Genomic DNA, 24,252 nt, shown 5'->3' on the forward strand with positions numbered 1-24,252 from the left:
ACAGGCTTCAGGCCAGCCGCCGCTGCACCAGCATGTACGCTGCCGCGCCCAGCGCCAGCACGGCAATCAGCCGATAGATATCCTCGCAGGCAATCAGCCTGGCCTGCTGTTCGATCAGTCCGCTCAGTTGCGCCAGTGCGGCCTGGTGTGCCTGTGCCGCATCGAAGCCGCGCGCGGCCAGTGCCGCCTGCATCGCAGCCATCCATTGCCCGGTTTCGGCAGGGCGCTGGCCCACCGCGTGCAGCAGGCTGTCATGCACGGCGAACTGCCGGTTCTGCAGCAGCACCGCGCCCAGCGCCGAGGCAAAGGAACTGGCGATTTGCCGCATCAGATTCTTGCTGCGGTAGCCGTGGGCGAATTCATCGGGGCTCAGCGCGCGGAAGGTCAGCCCGGCGATGGGGATGATCACCAGCACGCCGAACAGCCCCTTGCCGACCAGTCCCCAGGCCAGCGCCGGCGGGCCGGCATCGGGCGGCATCTGCGAGAACCACCATGCCGTGGCGGCCATCAGCAGCAGGCCGGCCACCATCAGCGGCTTCTTGCGCGTCAGGCGCGGGGCCACCTGCAGGTAGACGAAGATGCCGGCCAGGCTGACCAGCGCGGCAAAGGTATTGAGCCAGCCGGCGGTGGCCAGCGGGATCTTCAGCGCCTGCTCGGCATAGATCGGGAACAGGTAGCCACTCAGGTTGCTGATCATGTAGTACACGAAGTACATCGCCAGGCCGGCCAGGTACACCGGCTGGCGCAGCGCGCGCAGGTGCAGCACCGGTTCGCTGTGGTGCCACTGCTGCCACAGGAACACGGCCAGCAGCGCCAGCCCGGCGGCGGCCACCAGCGTGAGGCGCAGCGGGTGCGAGAACACGTCGAAGCGCGCCTCGGTCAGCGCTGCCTGCAGCGTCACGATGGCGGCGCCGAACAGCAGCAGCGGGCCCAGCGCGGGGCCGCCGCGGCTGCCGGCATCGGCGCGCGGCTCGGCATCCGGCAGCAACAGCCAGGCGCCCAATGTAGCCAGCGCGGCGAATGGCAGCACGCCGTAGAACACGTCCTGCCATACGCCATGGTCGATCAGTTCGGCGGCGAGGGCCGGGCCCAGCGCCGACGCCGAGAAGATGCCGATCATGAAGATGCGGGTGGCGCGCGGGCGCGCCGTCGGCCCAAACAGCACGTTGACCAGGATGCGGCAGCTGGTGAAGAGCGCGCCGCCGCCCACACCCTGGATAAAGCGTGCCACCACCATCTGCGGCAGCGCCTGGCTGGTCGCGGCCACCACCGTGCCGGCCATGAACAGCAGCAGCGCCCCCGTCAGGTAGTAGCGGTAGCCGAACCGGCGCGACAGCCACTGCTGCTTCAGGATCATCAGCATGCTGCCGACCGCGTAGGCCGCCTGCACCAGCGCGAAGCCGCGCGGGTCGGCGTCGAGGCCGCCGACGATATGGCTGGAGGCAAACACGAACATGATGTTCTCGAGGAACTCCACGCCAGTGGCCAGTGCCAGCAGCATCATCAGCAGGGTCTGGCGCTGCCGGTGGCTCAGCCAGCGCAGCCACCGCATGCTGACGCGCAACCGCCACAGCGGCTGCCACGGCGAGCCGGAATTCATGGCTGCAGCCCCTCCAGGGTCTGGTGCAACTGGGTCAGCGCGCGCGTGGCGCCGGCCAGGCTGCCCGCGCCGAGCGGTGCCCAGGCCTCGCCGTAGGCGGCATGCACCACTGGCGCAGCGCGTTCCAGCAACCGGCGGCCGGCCGGGGTCAGGGTCAGCTCCAGGCTGCGGCGGTCGCTGGCCGACGCGCGCCGGCGCAGCAGCCCGCGTGCTTCCAGCCCGTCCAGCAGCCGGGTCATCTGCGTGCGCGTGGCGTCGAGCGTGGCGCTCAGCTCGGACGGCATGCTGGGCTGGTTCTCATCCACGGCAAGCATGCTCAGGAGCAGGTACTGGCTCATGTCCAGTTCGAAGGGCGCCAGCGCCTGGTCGATATGGCCGCGCAGCAGGCGCGCGGTGCGCAGCAGCAGCCTGGAGGCCAGGATCAGGTCGCGCGGAGCTTCGGGATGGCTGGCGCAGAAGCGGTCGATGCGTTGCTCAAAGGACATGGCGGGAGGGGTTGCGATCCGCGCGAGCGGCGGATCGGTTGCATTCGATATAGTTACGTATGTAATTATATCGAACGAAGCTAATTCTGTCAGTGCAGGGCTGGCAATGGGCTTAACGGCGTAAGTCCGCGGCGATCTGGCGAATGCCCGCCCGCATCGCTGCCAGCGCCTGCGCATGGCGCGGGGCCGGCAGGTTGCCGTAGCGCAAGCCGACATAGGCGGCGTTGACGGCAGCGATCGCGTCGGCCGCGCGCGGCAGCCGCGCGCTGGCACGGGTGGCGAAGTCTTGCGGGCCTTCGGCCTGGGCGCGCTCGCAGCCATGGCGGGCCAGCAGGGCGCAGAAGCGGGCATAGGCCGCATCGACAGGATCCGCCGGCCCGCGGCGCCGCCACAGCGGCACCAGCGCCAGCAGGCACAGCGCACCCAGCACGCCGGCCAGCAACTGCCCGGCGCCCACGCCGGCGCCGAGTGCCAGCATCAGCCGCTGCTGCTGCGCATGGTCGTACTGCAGCACCCAGCGCTGCCAGGTGTAGACGGCGCCCTCATAGGCCCAGCGCAAGTCCTTCAGCCACGCCGGTTGCTGCGACGGGCGCCAGTCGGCGGCGTCGCTGCCCACTACCGCATCCAGCCCCTGCTCGATCCGGCTGGGGGCGACGGCACCGGTCGGGTCCACGCGCACCCAGCCGCGGCCGTCGAGCCAGACCTCGGCCCAGGCATGGGCATCGGACTGGCGCACTACGTAGTGATTGCCGATGGGGTTGTACTCGCCGCCCTGGTAGCCGCTGATCACGCGCGCGGGCACGCCGGCGGCGCGCATCAGGAAGACGAAGCTGCCGGCGTAGTGCTCGCAGAAGCCGCGCCGGGTGTCGAACACAAAGCTGTCGACCTGTTCGCTGCCCAGCGGCGGCGGGCTGAGCGTATAGGCGAAGGGGGCGGCCGCGAACAGCCGCAGCGCGGCCTGCACGCGCGCGGCGGGATCGGCATCACGTTCCGCCCACTGGGCGGCCAGCGCGCGGGCGCGCGGATTGCCGGGCGGCAGGCTCAGGGCCAGCCGGCGCGTGGCGGGTGTCAGCGTTTCGGGCGCGGGCGACAGCGTGGAATGCGTGCGGTAGTGGATGCGCTGGTCGACCGGCCGGCGCACCATGAACTCGCCGTCGGGCGTGGCGGCGGCATCTGCGCCGGCGGACAGCGCCTGGCCGCGGTCCAGCGCGAACAGCCAGTGCTGCTGGCTGGGTTCGAGCGTGACGCTGACGTCGATGCCATCCGTGTTGCCGGCAACGGGAGCGGGTGCCAGTTGCTGCCGGCGCTGGCGCGACGGGTGCCAGGTGGTGCCGTCGTATTCCCACAGCACCAGCGCGCGCCAGTAGAGCACCGCCGCGGGCAGGGGCGGCCCGGCAACTTCGGCACGCAAGGCCACTTCGGGCGAACGGATCAGCTGCCCGACGCTGCCCGGCCGCATGGTGTCGCTGATGCCGGTGGTGCCGCGCGGCGCCGATTGCGGCAGCTGCCACAGCGGGTGCTCCAGCCGCGGGAACAGCACGAACAGCGCCAGCGCCCATGGCAGCCCCAGCAGCGCCATGCGTCCCAGCAGCGGCCAGATTGCCAGCCGGCTGCGCGCCTCGGGGTGATGCAGCAGCAGCCAGTTGCGCAGCACCCACGCGCCGATCGCCAGGCTGTACAGGGCCAGCCAGAACGGCTGGTCGGACAGGTACAGCGTCAGCAGCAGGTAGAACGACAGCTGCGTGACCAGCGTCGCGTCCGACAGCGCGCGGCATTCCAGCAGCTTGAGGACGACAAAGGCGCCCAGCAGCGCCACGGCAAGCTCGCGCCCCATGCCGCCGCCGTCCTGCCACACCAGGGCGCCGGCCAGCAAGAGCACCAGCGTCGCGGTCGTGCCGAGCATCCAGCGCGAAGGCAGCGGCGCGCGCCGCCGCCACAGCAGCCAGCGCCACCCCAGCAACAGCACCAGCAGCAGGCTGACCGCCACCGGCAGCGTGCGCGCCTGCGGCGCCAGCACCAGCGCCAGCTGGCCGAGGAGCAGGCCATGGTCTTCATGCCGCAGCGGGCGCGCGAAGGGTTTCACGCGCGGTCCCGGGGGCGGACTTCAGTTCGGTATGCGGCAGGCCGTTGCGGCCACAACGCCAGCGCTTCCAGGCAGGCGCGCCGGTGGCTGGCGCCGCGCGCCGGCGGCAGTTCAACGCCAGGCAGGCGCAGGCCGATCTCGGCCTCGTCACCGGCGGCCAGCAGCCAGGCGCACAGCCGCGACAGCCGGGCCTCGGCCTCCATGCCGGCGGGCAGCGCGTGCCAGTCCAGCCAGCGGGCCGGCAGCTGCGGCGGATCGCCGGCGCGGCTGAGCCAGCGGCCGGTGCGCGCGCTGTGCTTCCAGGCAATGCGGTGCAGCGGGTCGCCGTTGCGGTAGCGGCGCAGCTGGTCGATGCCGTCGTCGCTGCTTGCCGCGCTGGCGGCTGCATGCGCGCCGTCGCCATCGTCGGGGCGGTGCACGGCGGGCGGCGGCGGGGCATTGGCTTCGGGCGCGGGGTAGACCAGCGTCGACATCTCCAGGTCCGCGTAGCTCCAGACGCGGAACAGCCCGAACGGGAAGCGGCTGGCGACCGCCACGCGCGGCAGTGCCAGCCGGCCCCGGCGCGCCGCCGGCACATGCAGGGCCAGCATGCCGCCGGCATTGCCATCGAGCGTCAGCACGGCGGTGGCCACGTCTGGCAGCGTGGGCACGCGGGCTTCGATGCCGATGCGGGCGCTGGCGTCGCGGCTGTCGGCGCGCACCTGGAACACGGCATCCTGCCCGGCATGGACCGCCGCCACCGGACCCGCGGCCACGGCGAGGCCAAGCAGGTTGCGGTAGGCCAGCCACATGCACGACATGCCGATGCCGGCCAGCATGAAGGTCAGCGCAAAACCCAGGCTGACGTTGTAGTTCAGCGAGGTCAGCAGCATCGCGCCCAGCACCACTGCGAAGCCGCTACCACCGCGCGTGGGGAGGATATAGAGATGGCGGCGGTCCAGCAGCACTGCGCCGCCGGCTCCGCCGGGCGGGCGCCGGCTTGCCCGGCGGCGCTGTGCGATGCCTGGCAAGCCGCCGAGCACGCCTTTGCGCGCCGCCATGGCCTTCAGGGAATCGCCACGCCGGCCAGCAGCGCGGCCAGCTGGCTGTCGACGGCTGCGTGGCCGCCGGCGCCGGCGGGCAACAACCGGTGCGCGGCCACTGCCGTGAAGACCGCCTGCACGTCTTCGGGCAGCACCATGTCGCGCTGCGCCAGCAGGGCCCATGCGCGTGCGCAGGCCAGCAGCGCCAGCCCGGCGCGCGGCGACAGCCCCGCGGCAAAGCCGCCGTGGCTGCGCGTGGCCTGCACCAGTGCCAGCACGTAATCGACCAGCGCCGGGCTGGCGTGCACCTGTGCGGCAGCCTCCTGCAGCGCCAGCACCTGGGCGCCATCCATCACCGCGGGCAGCTCCGGCGTGCTGGCGCCGTCCAGGTACAGCACGCGCTCGAAGGCGGGGTCGGGGTAGCCCAGCGACAGCCGCATGGTGAAGCGGTCCAGCTGCGATTCGGGCAGGGCATGCGTGCCGATCTGCTCCAGCGGGTTCTGCGTGGCGATCACGAAGAACGGCGACGGCAGCGCGTGAGTGGTGCCGTCATGGGTCACCTGCCGCTCGGCCATGGCCTCGAGCAGCGCGCTCTGGGTCTTGGGCGGCGCGCGGTTGATTTCGTCGGCCAGCACCACCTGCGCGAACACCGGGCCGCGATGGAAGCGGAACTCGCCCGCGTCGCGGACAAAGACCGAGACCCCGATCAGGTCCGCCGGCAGCAGGTCACTGGTGAACTGCACGCGCTGGTACTGCAGCCCCAGCGTGCGCGCCAGCGCCTGGGCCAGCGTGGTCTTGCCCACGCCGGGGACGTCTTCCAGCAGCAGGTGGCCGCGCGCCAGCATGCAGGCCAGCGCCAGCCGCACCTGCTGCGGCTTGCCAAGAATAATGCGGCCCAGCTGGGCCTGGGCCTCGGCCAGCGAAGCGACGATGCGTGGGCGGGCAGTCACGTTGGACCTCGACGCGAAAAAGGTGGAAAAGCGGGCGGATGCAGGGAATATCGGGCGAGGATCAGCGCATTGTAGCGGCGCGGGCGGCACGCGGCACCGTCTGTTTCCGTACGCAGGCAGCAGCAGCGGGGCGCTGCGTGCATGCTTATGGTGCAACGGCTGCACCAGATTGCGCTGGTTCTGGCATCATGAGCCTGTCGGGCCACCACGGCCCTTCCCATTCCTCTTTCCGCTGCCCGTGCCGCGCCTGCTGCAATGACCACGCTGGATCCCTGCGCCGACCTGCCTTCCTCCGTCCTGTCTGCCGATGCCGGCGCGCTGCCGCGCCTGGCGCAGGCCTTCCATGCCAACGGTTTCGTGATCCTGCGCGGCTTTGCCGATGAGCGGGCATGCGCGGCGCTGGAGGCGGTGACGCGTGAGCACCTGGCGGGGGCAGTGCCGCCGGTCGAGTTCGAGGCCGACCTGGGCTATCCGGGCGCGCCGCCTGCGCGCGATGCCGCCGGCGGCGGCACGGTCAGACGGCTGCGCCAGGCCTACGGACGCGACGAGGTATTCCGCCGCTGGGCCAGCGATCCGAAGCTGGTGGCGGTGGTGCAGGCGCTGCTGGGCGAGCCCGCGCGCATCACGCTGGCGCATCACAACTGCGTCATGACCAAGCATCCGCACTACGGCAGCCAGACCGGATGGCACCGCGATACGCGCTACTGGTCGTTTGCCCGGCCGGAGCTGGTGACGGTGTGGCTGGCGCTGGGCGACGAGGACGAGCGCAACGGCGTGCTGCGCGTCATCCCGGGCTCGCACCAGGCCAAGCTGGAGCCGGGCCAGCTGGACCCGGCTGAATTCCTGATCGAGGCCCACCCGGCCAGCCAGCCCCTGCTGGATGCGGCGCAGCCGCTGGCGCTGCACCGCGGCGATGTGCTGTGCTTCGACAGCCGGCTGTTCCATGCGGCCGGCAGCAATGCGTCCAACGCGGTCAAGCTGTCGGTGGCGTTCGCGTATTTCGGGGCCAGCAACCGGCCGCTGGACGGCACGCGCTCGGCCGAGTTCGGCAGCGTGGAGCTGCCCGTGGCAGTCTGACCGCCGCGGCTGCGCTCAGGTGCGCAGCCCGACCAGCCCTGAAATTTTCCCGGAAGCTTCCAGCAGCGGCGGCAGGAAACGCTCCAGCATCTCCTGCGCGCTGGTGCGGTTGGCCTGGCCGCTGATATTGATGGCGGCAATGGTATGGCCGGCGCGGTTGCGGATCGGCGCGGCCAGCGACACCAGACCTTCTTCCAGCTCCTGGTCGTTGAGCGCCCAGCCGCGCTTGCGGACATCGGCGACGATGGCCTTGAGCGTGTCCGGGTCGGTGACGGTGCGGCCGGTGCGCGCGCGCAGGTCGGTGGCGCGCAGCACGCTGTCGAGCTCCGGCTCGGTCAGGCCGGCCATCAGCACCCGGCCCATCGACGAGCAATAGGCCGGCAGGCGGCTGCCGATCGACAGGTTGATGGTCATGATCTTGCGCGCCGGCACGCGCAGCACGTAGACGATCTCGGTGCCGTCCAGCACCGAGATCGAGCAGCTTTCATGCACCTGCTGCGACAGCGTCTCCATGATCGGCTCGGCCAGGTTCCAGAACGGCATCGAGGTCAGGTAGGCGAAGCCCAGGTCCAGGATCTTGGGCGTCAGGCGGAACAGGCGCCCGTCGGCCTGCACATAGCCCAGTCCCACCAGCGTCAGCAGGATGCGGCGCGCGCCGGCGCGCGTGAGGCCGCTGGCCTGGGCGATTTCGGTCAGGGTCTGGGCCGGATGCTGCGCGTTGAAGGCCCGGATGACCGACAGCCCGCGTGCAAAAGACTGCACATAGCTATCGCTCGGCTTTTCGGGCATGGCGGCGCTGTCGGCGGTCTGCGGTGCTTGCAGTGAGCTCTGGCGGGGATCGGCGGGACTGGCCATCTACGTAGCCCGGCGCGGTTCGCCGGATTGGCACGGAAAGGCCGAAAGGGTAGAGGAAATGCCGGGATTGCGCCAGTGCTGCCCCCGGGGGGGTAATGCCGTTCAGTTAAGGTATCAAACGCTACCGTCATTCCCGCGCAGGCGGGAATCCAGCGTCTTTCACGTCCCCTTTGGGGATGAAGTCACTGGGTTCCCGCCTGCGCGGGAACGACAGTGGTTAACTGAACGGCATTAGCTCCCGAGGGGGCCTTAGCGGAAGCTCCGTTGCGCCAGCACGAATACCGCCGCGACCACGCACGACACGGCAAAACCGTGCAGCATGTCCATGCCGGCCAGCAGCGTGGCCTGCCGGTCGACTTCCAGCGAGATCCTGGCCAGAGCGCTTGCCGACAGCGCATCCGGCGCCTGCAGCACCGGGTTGAAGCGGGTGATGTGCTCCACCAGATGGGTGCGGTGCTGGGCCAGCCCGTCCTGCATGAACACGCTGGCCAGGCCGGTGCCCATGGCCGAGGCGATCTGCTTGCACACGTTCTTGAACTGGTAGGCGTGCGAGAAGTCCTCGACCGGCACCTCCAGGTAGGTCATCGACGCCACCTGCACCATCAGCAGCACCGGCGTCAGCCCTTCAAGCAGCACCACCGGCACCAGCGCGTAGTCCGGCGCGCCCGGCATCAGCTGGTGCGACAGCAGCATCGCCGCGCAGGCGTAGACGATAAAGCCGATGGCGATCACGCGCCGCTTGCGGAACACCAGCGCCATGCCCAGCGTGATGACGACGGCGCCGATGGTCGATATCGTGCCGCTGGTCGACAACAGCATGCAGGTGGTGCGGAAGGTCAGCCCCAGCCCGGTCTGCGTGAGCGAAGGCAGCAGGAACGACCAGGCCGACGACATCAGGTAATACAGCGTGTAGAAGCCCAGGCCGTACAGGTACTGGCGCCCGGCCAGCCGCGAGAAGTCGATCCACGGATCCGGATGGCGATACAGGCGCCAGCCGCTGAAGGCGAACAGCGCCAGCCCGCACAGCGCGGCCAGCGGCATTTCCAGCGAGCTGAAGAAGCGCGTGTAGCGCATCTCCTGCAAGGTGTGCAGGAACACCAGCGCGCCCAGCGCGGCGGCGATGGCGGCGGGCCAGTCCAGTGTCGATACCGGCGGGTGCGGGTCGCGCGCGGCGCGGGTTGGGTAGGTCAGCGCCACCGACAGCAGCACCGGCAGCGCAATGCCGGCCTGGAACAGGAACACCGCGCGCCAGCCGATATCGTCCAGGAAGATGCTGGTCAGCCAGGGCGTGATCGCCAGCATCGAGAATGAGCCGCCGCCAAAGCGCAGCATCAGCGGGCCGCGTTCCGCCGGCGTCGACACCAGCTGCACCAGGATGCGCGAGGCCGCGAACAGGCCGCCGGCGCCCAGACCCTGCACCGCCTTGCCGGTGATCAGCCCGGTGGGGCTGGCAAACTCGGCGCAGATCAGCGAGCCCAGGATGAACACCAGCAGCGACCCGATGGTGAAGCGCTTGTACGTGGTGCGGCGCGCGACCTGGTCCAGCACCATGTTCATCAGCACCGCGGTGGCCGCGTAGGCCGAGATCGCGTACAGATAGTCGTCCGGCGCGGCACCGACGCCGCCCTGGATGTGCTGGCTGGCCACGCCCATCATCAGCGTGGAAGAGAAGTCGATGCCGGTCACCAGCCCTAGCGTCAGGCCGAACATTGAAAGACGCCAGTGACCCATTTCCGGGTGACTGGCGAGTTGCATGCGCGGGCGCTGTGGTGTGGAGACGGTGGCGGGGGCTGCTGGAAGTGCGGGGGCTAAGGCGTCCGCTCCAGCCGGGACAGGCGTTTGTTGCATCGCTCAAGCATAATGTAGGTCTGCCGTCGAGAACTACAGCTTGTCAGGGAAACATTGTCCGGTGAACGAAACAATCCAATGGAATGATTGGGAGGCGTTCTGCTGCGTGGTCGAGCAGGGGACGTTCACGGCCGCGGCGGAGCAGCTGGACTGCCCCAAGTCGCGCGTGTCGGCCGCCGTGGCGCGGCTGGAAACCGCGATTGGCGCCAAGCTGCTGGAGCGCACCACGCGGCGCATGCGCCTTACGGACGCGGGCAAGGCGGTCTATCGCGATGTCGCCCCGCTGTTTGCGCGGCTGCGCGAGATCCGCCAGGAAACGCTGGCGCGCGAGGAGCGCGTGCAGGGCGTGCTGCGCATCGCCACGCCCTATGAATTCGGCGCCCAGCAGCTGGGCGGCGTGATCTGCCGCACGCTGGCGGCGCATCCGGCGCTGGATGTCGCCGTGGAAATCACCCAGGGCATGGTCGATCCGATCCGCGACGGGTTTGACGTGGCCTTTGTCGTCGTCGATACCGACCTGCCGGATTCCGGCACGGTGGCGCGCCGCATCTATCACGTCGAGCGCGGCCTCTTTGCCGCGCCGGCGCTGGCGGCCAGCCTGCCGGCGCAGTTGCGCCCGGAAGACCTGGCCAATATGCCGACGCTGACCACGCCCGGCGACACCGTCTGGGAATTCACCCGCGACGGCCAGACCGTGTCCGTGCCGATCCGCCCGCGCATGCAGACCCACAACGCCGAACTGCGCCTGCAAGGCGCGCTGGCGGGGCTGGGCATCGCCCGGCTGTCGGTCATCTATTGCGAAGCCGAGATCGCGCAAGGGCGGCTGGTGCGCGTGCTGCCTGACTATCCGTTGCCGCCGCTGCGCGTGTTCGCGTTGCTGCCGGACCGGCGCCTGCAACCGCGCAAGGTGCGCGCCTTCATGGAAGCGATCGAATCGATGATGGTGTCGGAGCTGGCGCCGCAGGCGGGAGCCGAGACAGGGAGCCAGCCGGGACTGGAGACCGGAACGGATACAGCCGCGACAGGGCTGGCGGAGGGAGAGGCCCGCCCGGCGGGTTGAGGACGCCGGCGGGCCGCCACGGCCGGGGCCGTGGCAAGGGAAACTGCTGCGGCTCAGGCGCCGTCGGTGAACGCGTCGCGGCGGTCGGTGACGTTGGCGCCGTCGGTGAACGGGTCAGGCTTGCCAACGCGGGCGCCGTCGGTGTACGGGTCGGGCTTGCCAACGCGGGCGCCGTCCAGGAACGGATCGGCCTTGCCCGCGTGGGCGATGCTGCCGTCCAGGCGGGCGTTACCGGAAATAGCGGAAACGGGTTCAGAGGCGTGGGCGGCGGCGGCAAACGACAGGCCGACTGCGCACAACAGGGAAAGCGCCAGGCTGCGGCGTTGGGTGATGGTCTTCATGGTGTAGTCCTTCTTGGCAGGGAGCGTGGCATTAGCGCCGCGTTGACCTGTAATGTAGGACTACGCACTGGTCAGAAAAAGGGTCAATCCGCGACACACTGTCCAGACCCGTGGACAATATTCCGGGTGGCCCCTGCGCCGGGTGTCAGTAGTGCAGTCCGAACACGCCGGCGCCCAGCCGCGCAATCACCATCAGCAAGACCTGCGCAATCACGAACAGGACCAGCGGCGAGATATCGAAGCCGCCCAGGCGTGGCACCACGCGCTGGATCGGGCGCAGCACCGGCGCGGTCAGGTGGTCGACAGCCGGGGTGATCGGCGAATGCGGGTTGACCCACGACAGGATCGCCAACAGCAGCGTGACCCACATCACCAGGCTGATGGCCCACTTCAGCACATAGAGCAAGGCGGTCAGCAGCATCGCGGGCAGGAAGCCGGGCAGGTCGAGGCCGCTGATCAGCGCGACCAGCGCCAGGAACACCACCGCGGTCAGCCAGGCGGCCATGATCGTGGCCCAGTCGATGCCGCCCACGCCCGGGATGACCCGGCGCAGCGGCCGCACCAGCCAGTCGGTGATCTGGAACACCCCCTGGGAGACCGCGTTGCGCGTCGGCAGCCGTGTGAGCTGCATCCACACGCGCAGCAGCAGCGCCATGCCGAACAGGGTAAAGACGGTATCCAGCAGGAAGAGAGCGATTTCCGAGAACATCGGTGCGTTTTCCGGTGACGGGTGAAGGTGCCTGCAACCGCACAGATTCTGCCATAGCCGGGCGCGCGCACGGCGCAAACCGGATTGCGCCGGGGCGGCCTGGCCGGGATTGTGCTGGCGGCGTGCTGCGCGGCCCCTATAATTGCGAGCGCTCCGGTTGCGGGCCCGGCCGCCAGCCGGAGCTTGCGCGTTGTCCCCGAGCCTCTTTCCTTTTCGCGCCTTTTTGCCCGCCTATGCCCAGCAAGTCCGCCTCGTCACGGAGTTCCGCACCGCTCAGCAAGGCCGACTTCGAGGCACTGTCAGATTTCCGCTACCAGCTGCGCCGCTTCCTGCGGTTTTCCGAAGACGCGGCGCGCGAGGAAGGGCTGACTGTGCAGCAATACCTGTTGCTGCTGCATATCCGCGGCTGTGCCGACAAGGACTGGGCCTCGATCGGCGAACTGGCCGAACGGCTGCAGGCCAAGCAGCACGGCGTGGTGGCGCTGGTCAACCGCTGCGAGGCGGCGGGGCTGGTCAAGCGCCGGCTCAACCCCGAGGATCGCCGCGTGGTGCAGGTGCACCTGCTGGCCAAGGGCGAGCGCTACCTGAACCGCCTGGCCATGCTGCACCGGACCGAGCTGGAATCGCTGCGCGGCGCGTTTCGTGTGGCCCGCATCACGCAGTTCAATGACGACGGCGCCGAGCGCGACTGAACCCCGGCAGGCCGGTGGCGCAGCCGGTTACAGGCGGTTACCAATCACAAGCTCCGGTGACACCCGCTGAGCGCCGGCAGCCCTAGACTCGCGCGCATTCCCCAACTCGCGCAGCGCGCAGGAGTCCTGACATGTCTATCCCCCTTCGTTCGGTTGTGCTTGCGGTGCTTGGCGCCGGTGCGCTGGCCGGGTGTGCCACGCCGTATGGCTACGACAACGGCTATGGCGGAGGGTACGGCGGCAGCTATGGTGGCGGCTATAACAGCAGCGGCTACGGCGCCACGACCGCCGGCGGCTACCCGCAGGCATCGGGCTATCCGCAGCAAGGGTATCCGCAACAGGGTTACCCGCAACAAGGCTATCCCCAGCCGGAATACCCGCAGTCTTCCTATCCCCAGCAGCCGTATCCGCAGCAGTCATACCAGGACGGCAGCTATGGCAACAACTACGGCAACCAGGCCTACGGCGTGCGCTACGGATGGGTCGAGGCGATCGAGGTGGTGCCCGGCCAGCCGCCCTCGACCAGTGGCGCGGGCGCCGTGGTCGGCGGCATCGTGGGCGGGCTGCTGGGCCACCAGGTCGGCGGCGGGCGCGGCAATACCGTGGCCACCATCGGCGGCGCCGTGGCCGGCGCGGTGGCTGGCAATGAGGTCGAAAAGCGCACGGGCAGCAGCGCCACGGCCTACCGCGTGCGCGTGCGCACCAGCGACAACGCCTACCTGACGCTGACGCAGCCCAACGCCTACCAGATGCGCATCGGTGACCGCGTCAAGGTCGAGAACGGCGTTGCCGTGCCGTACTGAGTGAGCCAGTCCGTGCCGGACAGCGGCGCGCAATCCTCGCGCAGCTGGCGCTTGAGCGGCTTGCCCGCCGTGTTGCCCGGCAGGTCCGCGACGAACACGATGCGCCTGGGCGCCGCGAATGGGCGGGACTACAGCGCTTCCGACAGGAACACCAGCGCGCGCCCATGCGCCAGCGCGGCGCTGGGCTGATGGTAGGCGCCGCGCGCCCAGCAATTGAAGCCGTGGTCCGCGCCCTCGTAGACGAAGATCTCGCTGCCGGGTTTGCCGGCCATCGCGTCGCGCACGCCTTGCACGGCATCGGGCGGGATATGCGCGTCGAGCGCGCCGTAGTGGAACTGCACCGGCACGCGGATGTTCGCCGCTTCCTGCAGCTGGTTCTGGATGCCGCCGCCGTAGTACGGCACCGCGGCATCCACCAGCCCGCGCGCCGCGCTCAGGTACGACAGCAGGCCGCCGAAGCAGTAGCCCACCGCGGCCACCTTGCCGGCGCCGGTGTGCTGGCGCAGCACCTGCACCGTGGCAGCGATATCGTCCAGCGCGGCCGGCACGTCCACCGCCTTGCGCAGCGCCATGGCGCGCGCCATGTCATCGCCTTCGTAGCCCAGCTGCACGCGCGGCGCCTGGCGCCAGAACACGTCCGGCGCCAGCACGGCATAGCCGTCAGCGGCGTACTGGTCGGCCACGGCGCGGATATGCTCGTTCACGCCGAAGATCTCCTGCAGCAGCACGATGCCCGGCGCGCCGGACTTCACGCCTGCCGGCGGCAGGCTCAGGTAGGCATCGAAGCTGCCCGCGGCGGTATCGACGCGGATCCACTGGCTGTCGGGAATGGCTGTCATGGGAAGGGCTCTCCGGAAAGGCTTTGCACACGAAACAGGCGGGTGTCGCGGCGGCATGCCGCCGCCTGCCGCCGCATCAGCCCGCAAGTTTGCCATCGCGCGCTGCTTTATGCAGGGCGGGCCTGCGCTGCAGCCGTCAGTACGCCCGCGACTGCTGGTAGCGCTTGTTCCAGTTGTCGGTGTAGGCCTTCACCACCGCAGCGTCGCCGCGGATCAGCATCCCGTTCTCGGCATTGCGCTCCTGCGCCGACCTGGTGAAGTTGAACGACCCGGTGAAGACCGCCTGGTCGTCGAACACCATCACCTTGTTGTGCGCGATCGCGGGCTTGTTGTCGATCACCACCGGCACGCCGGCGTGCTTGAGGAAGGTGGCGCTGGTATAGCGCTCGGACTGCTGGCTCTTGTCCAGGATCACGCGCACGTCCACGCCGCGCCGGTGCGCCTGCGCCACCGCCTCGGCAATCGGCGCGCTGGTGAACGAATAGGCCTGAATCAGCAGGCGATGGCGCGTGCTGCGGATGGCATTGACCAGGAGCGCCTGGCAACTCGCGCCATCGGGCACGAAGCACAGCGTGTAGCCGCTGCCGTCGGCAAAGGGCTTGCTCGGCACCGGCTTCGCATCCGGCGGCTGCGCCGGTTGGGTCGGTTGTGTCGGTTTGCCGGTGCGCGTGGGGAAGTGATTGGCGACAGCCTCGTTGAAGGTCTCGCTGATGCTGTTGGCGATGGTTTCGGACACCTGGTCGAAGGTGGAAGCCGAACGGGCGTGCGCCGGCAGCACGAAGGGACTGAACGAGGTGAGGGCCGACACGGCGGCGGCCAGGCCCAGGCCCAGCACGGCCCGGCGAATGAATCGGTATGTCACGGCGGATCTTTGCGTCGGTGAATGACAGCATGCGCGCGCCGCGCGCCGCATGCTGTCGGGGCGGGTCCGCAGCGTAGCAGCCGCATACGCCACTGGCAAAGGGGGATTGTGTAACAGGATCTGCACGTGGCGGCACGCGGTGCAGCATCGGCATGTTGCCGCGCGATCCTTGGGCTAGCCGGGCCCGGCGCCTATGATGGATCTAACCTCCGCGGGGCGGCCCGCCAAGGAGAGGGATATGAGCAACCATACCTACAAGCTGGTCGAGATTGTCGGGTCTTCACCCGATGGCTGCGATCAGGCTATTCAGAGTGCTATTGCCAAGGCTGGTGAAACCATCAAGAACATTGACTGGTTCGAGGTGGTGGAGACGCGGGGGCATATTACTAATGGGAAGATTGCGCATTATCAGGTTACGTTGAAGGTGGGGTTTCGGGTTAGTTGATGGTTTTGTGTTATTGATATGTTGTCGTAGGTTTAACCGCCTGGTTCCGCCCTGCTGGGCGGGTCACTTTTTGGCCGAGCGCCAAAAAGTAACCAAAAAGCGCGTCGCCTCAGGCGGCTGGCCACCAATTCCACGGTGTTGGTGGTTTGGGCGGTGGTGATTTCCGTTCGATGGGGTAGGTGGTTCAGGCCTGCTACGCTCCCGGGATGTGCCTTGCGTCGACGGACTATTGGACGAACCCGACTTTAGGCTGTTGGCAGCCTGCTGATATGACTTCCCGTGTCAATCGAGATTGTTTGGCTCAGGGTTTCATAGTTCCATGCTGTTCCCAATTTCCTGAGGGCGGCGTAGCAGTAAGTCTCGACGGTGGATCACGCTGATATCCGCGGGTTGGTTACCGCATTACAGAGGTCCGCTCAATGAGCCTGCCGCTAACTAAGGCCGCAAGTCGGATGGAATCCGTTGCCTAGCAGGGACGCGGGTTGCTCGTGTGCCGGGCTACGCCGCCTTCAGGAAACTGGCCTCCCAGTAGTTTGTCGGATAGGTTGATTTGTACCCCCCGGTGCCTGGTTACATTGTCCGCGCCTCGTTTGGTACTGAGAGGGACATCGCAAGGCGGCTGATGTCCCAGATGAAGCCGCTCAGTTCGCGGGCCACCGCAACCACCGCAATGTTCGGGTTCTTGCCGCGAGCGGCCAGCCTCCGATAGCGCCGGCAAAGTCGAACCTGGGCGTCCCAGGATCGGTCAACGATGGCCTTTGGAATACCTTCGTGCCGGCGCTGGATCTGAGGGCTCACGCGTGCCGGGTGTCGGTAACTCCAGGCCGCCTCGACCAGTAGCTTTCTTGCATAGCTATTGCCGTTCTTGGTGATGCTGCCCTGGCGCCGTTTCTCGCCCGACGAGTGTTCGGCGGGCGTTACACCAAGCCAGGCCATCAGTTGGCGCGGATGCGCGAAGCGCGAGAGATCGCCCAACTCGGCGAGCATGCCCACCGCCGTGGTGAAGTCGATGCCGCGCATGGTCTGCAAGCCCAGTACAGCCGGATAGAAGCGCCAGTTGACCATTGCCTCGCGCAGGGCCGCTTCGAGACGGCTGCATTGCGCAATCCGGTCCTCGATGGTCCGTCGATATTCCTCAAAGGCAAGTTGCTGCCACACGCTGTCGAACGCATATTGGCTCAACCAACGCTGGTGTGCCGGGCCCCAGTCGGCTTTGCCGGTGTAGCGAACCCCGTGCGAGAGCAGAAAGGCCTTCAGTCGCTGCCGTGCACGCTTCAGATCGTTCTTGGCGCTGACCCACGCGCGCGACAGATCCCGGAAGGCTTCATCCTCCACGCTGGGCACGTACACCGCCGACAGGTCGCCGGCCCGTAGCGATCGCACAAGCTTGACCGCATCGCGTCGGTCGGTCTTGACACGCTCACCGGGCTTCTTCGGGATCAGTGACGGTGCGCATACCATGCACTCGACCCCTTTTCCTGCAAGCTGCCGGTAAAGGCCATATCCGCAGGGGCCGGCCTCGTAGACGATCCGGATGTGGCGCGCTTTGGACTGCAGGCGCTTGCACAGGCGATCGATATCGGCCTGCGACGTACCGATCTTACCAAGCAGTTCCACTTCGCCCATGCCGAGTGCATAGGCGACCGTGATCGAGTCCTTATGGACGTCCAGACCGACATACAAAGTGCTATCGTGTTCCATGCTGGCCTCCGCGCTGGAAATCGCCGGGTGTGGCACTGTCCACACCGTGCGGCTCTGGCAGTCATGCTAACCCGCGTTTGATTCCTCGCGGCGGGCCAGCCCTCTTGCCCCCCCCCCCCGCGGCAGAATAGATGTCGCCCCTATAGAATTTGAACCCTGGGGGCGATAAGAGAAAGAAGTGGCTCGTTACGGACAAGAATTCAAGGACCGGGCGGTAGCACGGTTGTTACCGCCGGAGAGTGCGGCGGTGGAAGTGGTTTCAAGGGAATTGGGTGTGGCAGTGGCCACGCTTGAGCGCTGGCGTGCGGACGCTATGTCCATGCCCGCTCGCGAGCGAGCATGGACAGCGGCGGCCAGGTTTGAGGCGGTGCTGGCGACGGCTGCGATGGACGAGGCCAGTAAGAACGCCTGGTGCCGTGAGAAAGGTGTGTATCCGCAGGAGTTGGAGCAGTGGCGCACCGCCGCCACGCAGGCGCTGGCTGAGCCCGAGGATGCGCGCGCCACCCATCGTGAGACCAAGGCCGATCGGCGCCGCATCAAGGAACTCGAGCGCGAGCTGCGCCGCAAGGAGAAGGCCCTGGCCGAAGCCGCCGCCCTGTTGATACTCTCAAAAAAGCTCGAGGGCATCTTCCCGAAGGACAAGGACGAGGACGCATGATCGGCCTGGAAGATCGCCACACGATGGTCCGCCATATCGAAACCGCTCACGCAGGCGGTGCTCGCCTGCGCCTGGCCTGCGAGGTAGCTGGCATAACCGTGCGGACGCTGCAACGCTGGAAGGCCCACGATGGCTTGGTGGTCGGCGACCGCCGCCCCGGGGCCGAGCGGCCCACGCCCGCGCATGCGCTGAGCATCGAGGAGCGCGAACGCATTCTGGCCGTTGCCAACGAGCCGCGCTTCGCCGACATGCCGCCGGCGCGCATTGTGCCCATGCTGGCCGATGAGGGTGTCTACCTGGCCAGCGAGTCGAGCTTCGGCCGGGTGCTGCGCGCCCATGGGCAGGCCCGGCACCGAGGACGCGCCAAGGCGCCGCGCCAAAGCCGTCCGCCCACCACGCACGTGGCCACCGGGCCACGCCAACTGTGGTGTTGGGACATGACCTATTTGCCGGCTGAGGTCGCCGGGCGCTGGTTCTATCTGTACCTCATCCTGGACGTGTACAGCCGCAAGATCGTGGGTTTCGAGGTTCACGACCGTGACGACGCCGACCACGCGGCGCATCTGGTCAAGCGCACGGCGCTGGCCGAAGGCATCCATGCCATGGCGGCCAAGCCGGTGCTGCATGGCGATAACGGCGCCACGCTCAAGGCCACCACGGTGCTGGCGATGCTGCACTGGCTGGGGGTCAAGCCTTCGTACTCGCGCCCGCGCGTGAGCGACGACAATGCCTTCGTCGAAAGCCTCTTCCGCACGGCCAAGTACCGGCCGGAGTTCCCGTCTACAGGCTTTGCCGATCTGGCCACGGCGCGTACGTGGGCGGCCCACTTCGTCCACTGGTACAACCATGAGCACCGGCACAGCGGCATCCGCTACGTGAGCCCGGCACAGCGCCACGCCGGTCAAGACGACAAGATTCTCGCCGCGCGCCACGCGCTGTACGTTCAGGCCCGTGAGCGCAACCCGCGTCGCTGGTCATGCAACACTCGAGATTGGTCGCCAATCGACACGGTCACGCTCAATCCGGAGCGCGAGATTGCCGTGCCCACCGGTATCAAGCTAGGCGCCGAAAACCAGCGTTTGGCTGCATGAATGAGGCGACATCTACCTTGACGCGCGCCGCCCCAGGGGAGTCATACTGACTAACCAGGTTATCGGTAGGACGCCTACGGCTGCGCTGCGCGCACTCAGTATCGTAGGTCATGGGCTCAGGCACGGAGTGCGTCGCTGCGCTCGCACGGCGTTGTCGTGAATGATGCCGGGCCAAAGGAAAAAAATCAGGACGTAGCCGCCGGTTCTGCCACGTTAGGACGTGCGCGAAGCGCAGCCGAAGGCGTCCGACCGACGACCTGGTTAGGAGGCTGCCAATAGCCTAAAGTCGGGTTCGTCCAATAGTCCGTCGAAGCAGGCACAGACAGGGTGCGTAGCAGGGTCGAACTACCGATCCCATCGACTGGAAATCACCGCCGCCGGAATCACCCACACCGAGGAATGGATGGCCAGCCGCCTGAGGCGTGTACGGGACAACCACATGGGTAACAAACGAGTTCACTCACATGGGTAACACTTTGAGACTTAGATAGCGCTTGCGGTTGTGGCGTTCATCTATTCCTCCAATCACGATTGGGCCGAAGTGAACATGCCAGACGCCATCGTCGATCGCCTCCAGTCCCACCAGTTCTCCTCGCAGCAAGTGTCCGACATACATCACCACGTTGTGGCGGTAGAGCAAACCGGCGGTGCTCACTCGGTACGTCTCCATGTAGCTTGGATAGCTCATCTCCGGCAGCCGGCTCGGATACTCCCGATTCGATGAGGTGTAGCAGCTGTGCGGCGTCTGCTGGCCCAGCGCTTCGTGTGGGCGCTGTTCGTTATAGAAGCGCCGGAACGCATCCATGCGCCGTTGCTGCGCCGCCAGCGTCGCCGCTGGCGGCAACGCCGTCGCGCGCTTGAGCGTGCGGTGCATGCGCTCGTGCCTGCCGTTCTGCTCCGGATGCCCGGGCGCAATCCGCTCCGGCACAATCCCCAGCTTCAGCCACCAGATCGACAGCTGCGACAGTCCTCCACACCCCGTGGACGCGAACGGCACGCCGTTGTCGGTGCGCAGCCGGTCCGGCAACCCATAACGCCGGAACAGCCGCTTGAACACCGACTTCGTCGGCGCCAGCCGCGGGCCGGCCAGGCCCTTGCAACTCAGCAGGTAACGGCTGGCGTGGTCCATCACCGTGAGCGGATAGCACCAGCACTGGTCCGCCGTCAGGAACTGTCCCTTGAAGTCCGCACTCCACAGCGCGTTCGGCTCGCGCGGCGAGCGCAGCGGCGTGCCATACCGCATCACCCGTCGGCGCTTGCGTTGCGGATCGATCCGGCCCGCTGCCTTCAGGATGTTGTAGATGGTCGTGCGCGAGGGTATCTCTGCCTCGCCAAACCGTTCGGCCAGGCGCTGCTGGATCTTCTTCGGCCCCAGCTCCATCCCGCCTTGCCCGCGCAGTTCCAGGATCGCCTGGCGGATCGGATAGGCGATCCGCTCCTGCGCATGGCGGCTGCGGCTGTGGTCCGCGAGCCCACTGGCGCCTTCATTGGCGTAACGATCGATCCACTTGTAGCCAGTCTTGCGGCTGATGCCATAGCGCTCGCACAGCGCGCTGACGCTGTCCGCGCGGCGCAGGTGCTCGGCAATGAACAGAAGTCGTTGGTCCATAGGTTTGAGCTCACTCCAGGGCATGGGCGCCTCCCTTTGGCTGTCGCCCATGCAGGGTAGAAAACTGTTACCTATGTGCTTGAACTGTTCTGTTACCTATGTGGGTGAGTCGTACCGGCGACGCGTTTTTGGTTACTTATATGAACGCGCCCCGGTTTGCAAGGTAAAGCCAACATCAGGCTTGGACAGGATTGGCTGCAGACTTATATCCGGCCTTGCGGTGCAGGCCTGGCCTGCAGGCCCTGATGGATTTCGCCGGGAGTGTCCCTATCTTTTGGCCGTGCTTTGAGCACCAGTAACCAATTGGGCTTGCACTCCCGCGGTCCAACCTGTTTTGCCATCACGTGGACATTACCCTCGCAACCTGTGGACGGGTTCCTTGCTTGCTAGCTCAGGCCTGCCCGCTAGGCAGGCCTGACCGAGACGTAGTCTCGGTCATAGGTGCGGTCGTGGACCAACAGGGCCCAGATGGTACGCACCGTCTTGTTAGCCAGGGCAACAGCCGCGACGTTTTTCGGCCGTCGCTGGGCGAGCATCAGGCTCCAGCCGGGCTGGTTCTTTCTGCGCAGATGACTCAGCACGACCCGAGCGCCGTGAATCAGCAAGGTGCGCAGATAGGGGTCGCCGCGTTTGCTGATGCCGCTCAGCCAGACCTTGCCGCCGGTGCCGGTCTGTTTGGGCACTAGGCCAAGATAAGCCGCCAGTTGGCGCCCGGACTTGAAGGTGTGCGCGTCGCCAATGGTGGCAACCATGGCCGTGGCGGTAAGCATGCCGATGCCGGGAATGGCCAAAATCGTTTTGCAGGCCTGACTTTGCCGACCCCAGGTATCAATGCGTTGATCCAGGCGAGCTATCTCTTGATCGAGCCGTTCGATGCTTTGCAATTGTTCGCGCACGAACTCGAACAGCAAGGGCGGCACGTCCTGTTCGATTTCGTCCATTCGTTGCACGATTTCCTGCAGGCCAATCCGTAGCCCGGGACGGATCCGGATTCCGAACTCAAACAACGTGCCGCGCAATTGGTTGACCAGCATGGTGCGCATCTTCACGCGCAGCTGGCGCATGGCGTGCAGGCTGAGCACGCACTGTTGCGGCTCGGTCTTCGGGGCCACGAACGGCATCCCGGGCTGCTGCGCCGCGGTCCAGATAGCCTTGGCATCGGCCGCATCGGTTTTGTTCGTCTGCACGAACGGTCGCACGTACCTGGCGTGCAGCAGCACTGGCTCATGACCCAAGGCTTGCAGTTGGCGGGCCCACCAGTGCGCGCTGCCACATGCTTCGAGCGCGATACGTCCGGGCTCGCGATTCGCGAGAAACTCCAGCAGCTTGGGCCGGCTGAAGCGGCGGTTGGAACACTTGCCGGAAGGCTCGACCCAATAGAGCTGGAAGACAGTCTTTGCAATATCCAGGCCGTAAGTCGTAGTATTCATCTCGGGTCCCTCCATCCTCGCGTGGTTGGTGACACTCCCACTCTGGCACATCGATGCCGTTTCGTGATGGGGGACCCGCCTATCCTGTCACGTTTCCCCGGATGCACAACTGAACTACCGGCGCCTTTGATCGGAGGGCCGGGGCGCGTTCATTCCATCTTTTGTCGCTCGGACAAAAGTAGGTCGCCCCTTCAGGGGCGAAACCGGGGCCGTCGATCCATCGACAGACATTAGCCGCAAGCCGCAAGCCGCAAGCCGCAAGCCGCAAGCCGCAAGCCCGCAGGACAACTCAAACAACAAAAAAAAACGGCCGACGCAGACCTGCCGCCGGCCGGGGTACAGGGAAACCTTGTCAGCCCAATCACAACCAGTTCAATCAAACTGGTACGAATAAACCATATTGATCCGCGGCGACCGATGACTCGCATTGGTCGGCTTGTCCCCCACCGGCTGCGCCACCGACAAATCCAGCGTGTAATAGCGCCGATCCGAGAAGCGCGCCCCGATGGCCACCGACGAGAGGTTGCGGTGCGACAGCGACACACTATTGGAATACACGCGCGCCATATCGCCCGCCACATAGGGCTGGATCGTGCGCAGGTAGGTCATGTCCGGCAGGAACAGCCGGCTGATTTCGGCCGAGGCGCCCCATCCCTTGTCGCCCGCCACTTCGCCAGCGGGGTAGCCCAGCCCGAAGAAGCGTCCGCCAAAGCTGATCTGCTCACCCGAAGCCAGCCGGTTGCCGCTGTACTGGCCGGCCGCGGCCACGGTCAGACCGAAGCCGGCGGGCAGGTCTTTTGATTGCGACAGCAGCAGCCGCGTGCGGAAGAAGGCCAGGTCGTTGGAATTGTTCTGGCGGCTGGCGCCCAGCGCATCGAAGCCCTTGTACAGGCCCAGCGTGGCGTTGCGGCTCACGCCTTCGCCGCGCTGCACGTAGGTCAGCTCCGTGGTGGCCACGCGCACACTGGTGCCGAGCGTGACGCGCGTGCCGGTGCCGGCATGGGTATAGCGCTCGAACTGGTCGGCGCCGTAGAAGCCGCCAGTCACTGTCAGGGAATGCGCGTTGGACAACAGCAGCGGATAGCTCAGCGTGCCGCCGATGCGCTTGGTGTCGTTGACGTAGCGGGGGTTGAACCCGATCGGCGCCAGCGTGGCGTTCTGCGGCACGCCGCGGTAGTGCGACGCATTGAGCCGCGCGATCATGCCCTCGGTGCCGAGCGGCTGCGCGTAGCTGGCGGCGTAGTACTCCTCGCTGTCGCGGCCCTTGGGGAACAGTGCCGACACCGAGATCTGCTCGCCCAGCGGCGTCAGGCTGTTGGTGGTGGCGGTGGCGATGGCGCGCAGGCCCGGCGACATGTATTCGATGCCGGTGCCGAAGGTGAACGGCTTGCGCTTGACGTCCAGCACCATCTCGCAGGCGCCGTCGGTGGTGGTCGGCGGCTGCACCGTGGCCGCCACCTGCAGCCCCGGCTGCAGCGCCAGCGCATTGACGTAATGCTCGAAACGGTCCTGGCGCAGCGGACGGTCCTGCTGCAGCTTCTCTGCGATGGCGCGCAGGCGGCCCTCTGCCGGGCCTGCCTTGCCGGTGACAGTCACCTTGGCCACATAGCCTTCGACCACGGTGATCAGCACATCGCCGTTGGCAAAATCCTGCGCCGGCACGAAGGCAAACGACAGCGGATAGCCGCGGTCCTTGTACATCTGCGTCACCGTGTTGGCTGCTTCCAGCAGTTGCGCCACCGTGATCTCGCGGTTGGCCAGCGGCGTGAACTGCGCGGCCACCTCTTCGAACGGCAGCGTCTTCGCGCCCTCGATGCGAAAGCGCCGCGGCGTCAGGCGTGCGTTGAGCAAGTCCTGCATGGCCGACTGCGGCCGCTCGACCTGCACGGTCACGCGGCTGTCGGGCCGGGCCGGGGCAATCTTCGGGAGCGTCTGGGTCGGATCGCCCTGGACCGGGCTGCGCGGATCGGCCAGGACCAGGCCGTGATGGAACGCGCCGACGCCGACCAGCAGCGCGGCAACGCGATGACGTGCACGCATGGCAATACCCCTGTAAGGAAACACTGCGGCTATTGACGTCGCGTGCCACTGG

21 protein-coding genes are annotated in these 24,252 nt (G+C 67.3%); 6 read left to right on the top strand and 15 right to left on the bottom strand.

Annotated elements, in window-relative coordinates; genetic code table 11:
• Positions 1-7: 7 nt before the first annotated feature.
• The 5 genes from ACREYQ_RS18310 to ACREYQ_RS18330 form a co-directional block, all read right to left on the bottom strand.
• Positions 8-1,600: an MFS transporter gene (locus tag ACREYQ_RS18310; protein ID WP_432261623.1), complete on the bottom strand. Its 1,593-nt coding sequence runs from the start codon at positions 1,598-1,600 to the stop codon at positions 8-10.
• Complete coding sequence (locus tag ACREYQ_RS18315; RefSeq protein ID WP_432261624.1) at positions 1,597-2,085, bottom strand: MarR family winged helix-turn-helix transcriptional regulator; 489 nt, start codon at positions 2,083-2,085, stop codon at positions 1,597-1,599. The genes ACREYQ_RS18310 and ACREYQ_RS18315 overlap by 4 nt, the downstream gene beginning before the upstream one ends.
• 112 nt (positions 2,086-2,197) lie before the next feature.
• Positions 2,198-4,168, bottom strand: coding sequence for a transglutaminase TgpA family protein (locus ACREYQ_RS18320; RefSeq protein ID WP_432261625.1), 1,971 nt, complete (start codon positions 4,166-4,168; stop codon positions 2,198-2,200).
• Complete coding sequence (locus tag ACREYQ_RS18325) at positions 4,165-5,208, bottom strand: DUF58 domain-containing protein (protein WP_432261626.1); 1,044 nt, start codon at positions 5,206-5,208, stop codon at positions 4,165-4,167. The genes ACREYQ_RS18320 and ACREYQ_RS18325 overlap by 4 nt, the downstream gene beginning before the upstream one ends.
• Before the next feature lie 5 nt (positions 5,209-5,213).
• On the bottom strand, positions 5,214-6,140 hold the full coding sequence (locus tag ACREYQ_RS18330) for an AAA family ATPase (RefSeq protein WP_432261627.1): 927 nt from the start codon (positions 6,138-6,140) through the stop codon (positions 5,214-5,216).
• Between the two features lie 255 nt (positions 6,141-6,395).
• Here ACREYQ_RS18330 and ACREYQ_RS18335 point away from each other — a divergent pair, with 255 nt between their 5' ends.
• A complete protein-coding gene (locus tag ACREYQ_RS18335; protein ID WP_432261628.1) occupies positions 6,396-7,217 on the top strand; it encodes a phytanoyl-CoA dioxygenase family protein in 822 nt (273 codons plus the stop codon).
• Positions 7,218-7,232: 15 nt separating this feature from the next.
• Here ACREYQ_RS18335 and ACREYQ_RS18340 read toward each other — a convergent pair whose 3' ends face one another.
• Both ACREYQ_RS18340 and ACREYQ_RS18345 read right to left on the bottom strand, forming a co-directional pair.
• Complete coding sequence (locus ACREYQ_RS18340) at positions 7,233-8,072, bottom strand: IclR family transcriptional regulator (protein ID WP_432261629.1); 840 nt, start codon at positions 8,070-8,072, stop codon at positions 7,233-7,235.
• A 249-nt stretch (positions 8,073-8,321) separates the two neighbouring features.
• The gene (locus ACREYQ_RS18345) at positions 8,322-9,920 is read right to left on the bottom strand and encodes an MFS transporter (protein WP_432261630.1); all 1,599 of its coding nucleotides are present in this window, start codon (positions 9,918-9,920) and stop codon (positions 8,322-8,324) included.
• Between the two features lie 61 nt (positions 9,921-9,981).
• On the opposite strand from ACREYQ_RS18345, the gene ACREYQ_RS18350 reads away from it, so the two are divergent.
• Positions 9,982-10,980 (top strand): LysR family transcriptional regulator, encoded by a 999-nt coding sequence (locus ACREYQ_RS18350; protein ID WP_432261631.1) that lies wholly within the window; start codon positions 9,982-9,984, stop codon positions 10,978-10,980.
• 53 nt (positions 10,981-11,033) lie between these two features.
• Here the strand turns inward: ACREYQ_RS18350 and ACREYQ_RS18355 are convergent, their stop codons facing one another.
• Complete coding sequence (locus ACREYQ_RS18355) at positions 11,034-11,321, bottom strand: hypothetical protein (protein ID WP_432261632.1); 288 nt, start codon at positions 11,319-11,321, stop codon at positions 11,034-11,036.
• A gap of 145 nt (positions 11,322-11,466) precedes the next feature.
• Positions 11,467-12,030, bottom strand: coding sequence for a YggT family protein (locus ACREYQ_RS18360; protein ID WP_432261633.1), 564 nt, complete (start codon positions 12,028-12,030; stop codon positions 11,467-11,469).
• A 233-nt stretch (positions 12,031-12,263) separates the two neighbouring features.
• Here ACREYQ_RS18360 and ACREYQ_RS18365 point away from each other — a divergent pair, with 233 nt between their 5' ends.
• Entirely contained in the window at positions 12,264-12,722 is a 459-nt protein-coding gene (locus ACREYQ_RS18365) for a MarR family winged helix-turn-helix transcriptional regulator (RefSeq protein WP_432261634.1), read from the top strand.
• 131 nt (positions 12,723-12,853) lie between these two features.
• Positions 12,854-13,525, top strand: a complete 672-nt coding sequence (locus tag ACREYQ_RS18370) for a glycine zipper 2TM domain-containing protein (protein ID WP_432261635.1) — start codon at positions 12,854-12,856, stop codon at positions 13,523-13,525.
• A gap of 128 nt (positions 13,526-13,653) precedes the next feature.
• Here ACREYQ_RS18370 and ACREYQ_RS18375 read toward each other — a convergent pair whose 3' ends face one another.
• Complete coding sequence (locus tag ACREYQ_RS18375) at positions 13,654-14,364, bottom strand: dienelactone hydrolase family protein (protein WP_432261636.1); 711 nt, start codon at positions 14,362-14,364, stop codon at positions 13,654-13,656.
• 136 nt (positions 14,365-14,500) lie between these two features.
• The gene (locus ACREYQ_RS18380) at positions 14,501-15,226 is read right to left on the bottom strand and encodes a phospholipase D family protein (RefSeq protein ID WP_432261637.1); all 726 of its coding nucleotides are present in this window, start codon (positions 15,224-15,226) and stop codon (positions 14,501-14,503) included.
• A 238-nt stretch (positions 15,227-15,464) separates the two neighbouring features.
• Between ACREYQ_RS18380 and ACREYQ_RS18385 the strand changes: the two genes are divergently transcribed.
• The gene (locus ACREYQ_RS18385; protein WP_018310031.1) at positions 15,465-15,671 is read left to right on the top strand and encodes a dodecin; all 207 of its coding nucleotides are present in this window, start codon (positions 15,465-15,467) and stop codon (positions 15,669-15,671) included.
• A 570-nt stretch (positions 15,672-16,241) separates the two neighbouring features.
• On the opposite strand, the gene ACREYQ_RS18390 is transcribed toward ACREYQ_RS18385, so the two are convergent.
• Positions 16,242-17,372 carry an IS110 family transposase gene (locus tag ACREYQ_RS18390; RefSeq protein WP_432257736.1) on the bottom strand — a complete coding sequence of 377 codons (1,131 nt, stop codon included), beginning with the start codon at positions 17,370-17,372 and terminating at the stop codon, positions 16,242-16,244.
• A 178-nt stretch (positions 17,373-17,550) separates the two neighbouring features.
• Here ACREYQ_RS18390 and ACREYQ_RS18395 point away from each other — a divergent pair.
• Positions 17,551-19,121, top strand: a protein-coding gene (locus ACREYQ_RS18395; RefSeq protein WP_432261638.1) for an IS3 family transposase whose coding sequence is annotated in 2 segments (ribosomal slippage) — positions 17,551-17,980 and positions 17,980-19,121 — 1,572 coding nt in all. Because the reading frame shifts where the segments join, the coding sequence is not laid out codon by codon here.
• Between the two features lie 460 nt (positions 19,122-19,581).
• Here ACREYQ_RS18395 and ACREYQ_RS18400 read toward each other — a convergent pair.
• The 3 genes from ACREYQ_RS18400 to ACREYQ_RS18410 all read right to left on the bottom strand — a co-directional run bounded on the left by ACREYQ_RS18400 (position 19,582) and on the right by ACREYQ_RS18410 (position 24,200).
• Positions 19,582-20,730, bottom strand: coding sequence for an integrase core domain-containing protein (locus tag ACREYQ_RS18400; RefSeq protein ID WP_432258891.1), 1,149 nt, complete (start codon positions 20,728-20,730; stop codon positions 19,582-19,584).
• Between the two features lie 404 nt (positions 20,731-21,134).
• Positions 21,135-22,160: an IS110 family transposase gene (locus ACREYQ_RS18405; protein WP_432257737.1), complete on the bottom strand. Its 1,026-nt coding sequence runs from the start codon at positions 22,158-22,160 to the stop codon at positions 21,135-21,137.
• Positions 22,161-22,532: 372 nt separating this feature from the next.
• Entirely contained in the window at positions 22,533-24,200 is a 1,668-nt protein-coding gene (locus tag ACREYQ_RS18410; RefSeq protein ID WP_432261639.1) for a ShlB/FhaC/HecB family hemolysin secretion/activation protein, read from the bottom strand.
• Positions 24,201-24,252: the final 52 nt, after the last annotated feature.

The organism is Cupriavidus sp. TMH.W2 (assembly GCF_050847365.1).
Taxonomy (GTDB): domain Bacteria; phylum Pseudomonadota; class Gammaproteobacteria; order Burkholderiales; family Burkholderiaceae; genus Cupriavidus.

Coding starts and splice junctions, on each gene's coding strand:
- ACREYQ_RS18310 (WP_432261623.1), bottom strand. CDS start 1,600: ATGAATTCCGGCTCGCCGTGGCAGCCGCTGTGGCGGTTGCGCGTCAGC.
- ACREYQ_RS18315 (WP_432261624.1), bottom strand. CDS start 2,085: ATGTCCTTTGAGCAACGCATCGACCGCTTCTGCGCCAGCCATCCCGAA.
- ACREYQ_RS18325 (WP_432261626.1), bottom strand. CDS start 5,208: ATGGCGGCGCGCAAAGGCGTGCTCGGCGGCTTGCCAGGCATCGCACAG.
- ACREYQ_RS18335 (WP_432261628.1), top strand. CDS start 6,396: ATGACCACGCTGGATCCCTGCGCCGACCTGCCTTCCTCCGTCCTGTCT.
- ACREYQ_RS18340 (WP_432261629.1), bottom strand. CDS start 8,072: ATGGCCAGTCCCGCCGATCCCCGCCAGAGCTCACTGCAAGCACCGCAG.
- ACREYQ_RS18345 (WP_432261630.1), bottom strand. CDS start 9,920: ATGCAACAAACGCCTGTCCCGGCTGGAGCGGACGCCTTAGCCCCCGCA.
- ACREYQ_RS18355 (WP_432261632.1), bottom strand. CDS start 11,321: ATGAAGACCATCACCCAACGCCGCAGCCTGGCGCTTTCCCTGTTGTGC.
- ACREYQ_RS18360 (WP_432261633.1), bottom strand. CDS start 12,030: ATGTTCTCGGAAATCGCTCTCTTCCTGCTGGATACCGTCTTTACCCTG.
- ACREYQ_RS18365 (WP_432261634.1), top strand. CDS start 12,264: ATGCCCAGCAAGTCCGCCTCGTCACGGAGTTCCGCACCGCTCAGCAAG.
- ACREYQ_RS18370 (WP_432261635.1), top strand. CDS start 12,854: ATGTCTATCCCCCTTCGTTCGGTTGTGCTTGCGGTGCTTGGCGCCGGT.
- ACREYQ_RS18375 (WP_432261636.1), bottom strand. CDS start 14,364: ATGACAGCCATTCCCGACAGCCAGTGGATCCGCGTCGATACCGCCGCG.
- ACREYQ_RS18385 (WP_018310031.1), top strand. CDS start 15,465: ATGAGCAACCATACCTACAAGCTGGTCGAGATTGTCGGGTCTTCACCC.
- ACREYQ_RS18390 (WP_432257736.1), bottom strand. CDS start 17,372: ATGGAACACGATAGCACTTTGTATGTCGGTCTGGACGTCCATAAGGAC.
- ACREYQ_RS18400 (WP_432258891.1), bottom strand. CDS start 20,730: ATGGACCAACGACTTCTGTTCATTGCCGAGCACCTGCGCCGCGCGGAC.
- ACREYQ_RS18405 (WP_432257737.1), bottom strand. CDS start 22,160: ATGAATACTACGACTTACGGCCTGGATATTGCAAAGACTGTCTTCCAG.
- ACREYQ_RS18410 (WP_432261639.1), bottom strand. CDS start 24,200: ATGCGTGCACGTCATCGCGTTGCCGCGCTGCTGGTCGGCGTCGGCGCG.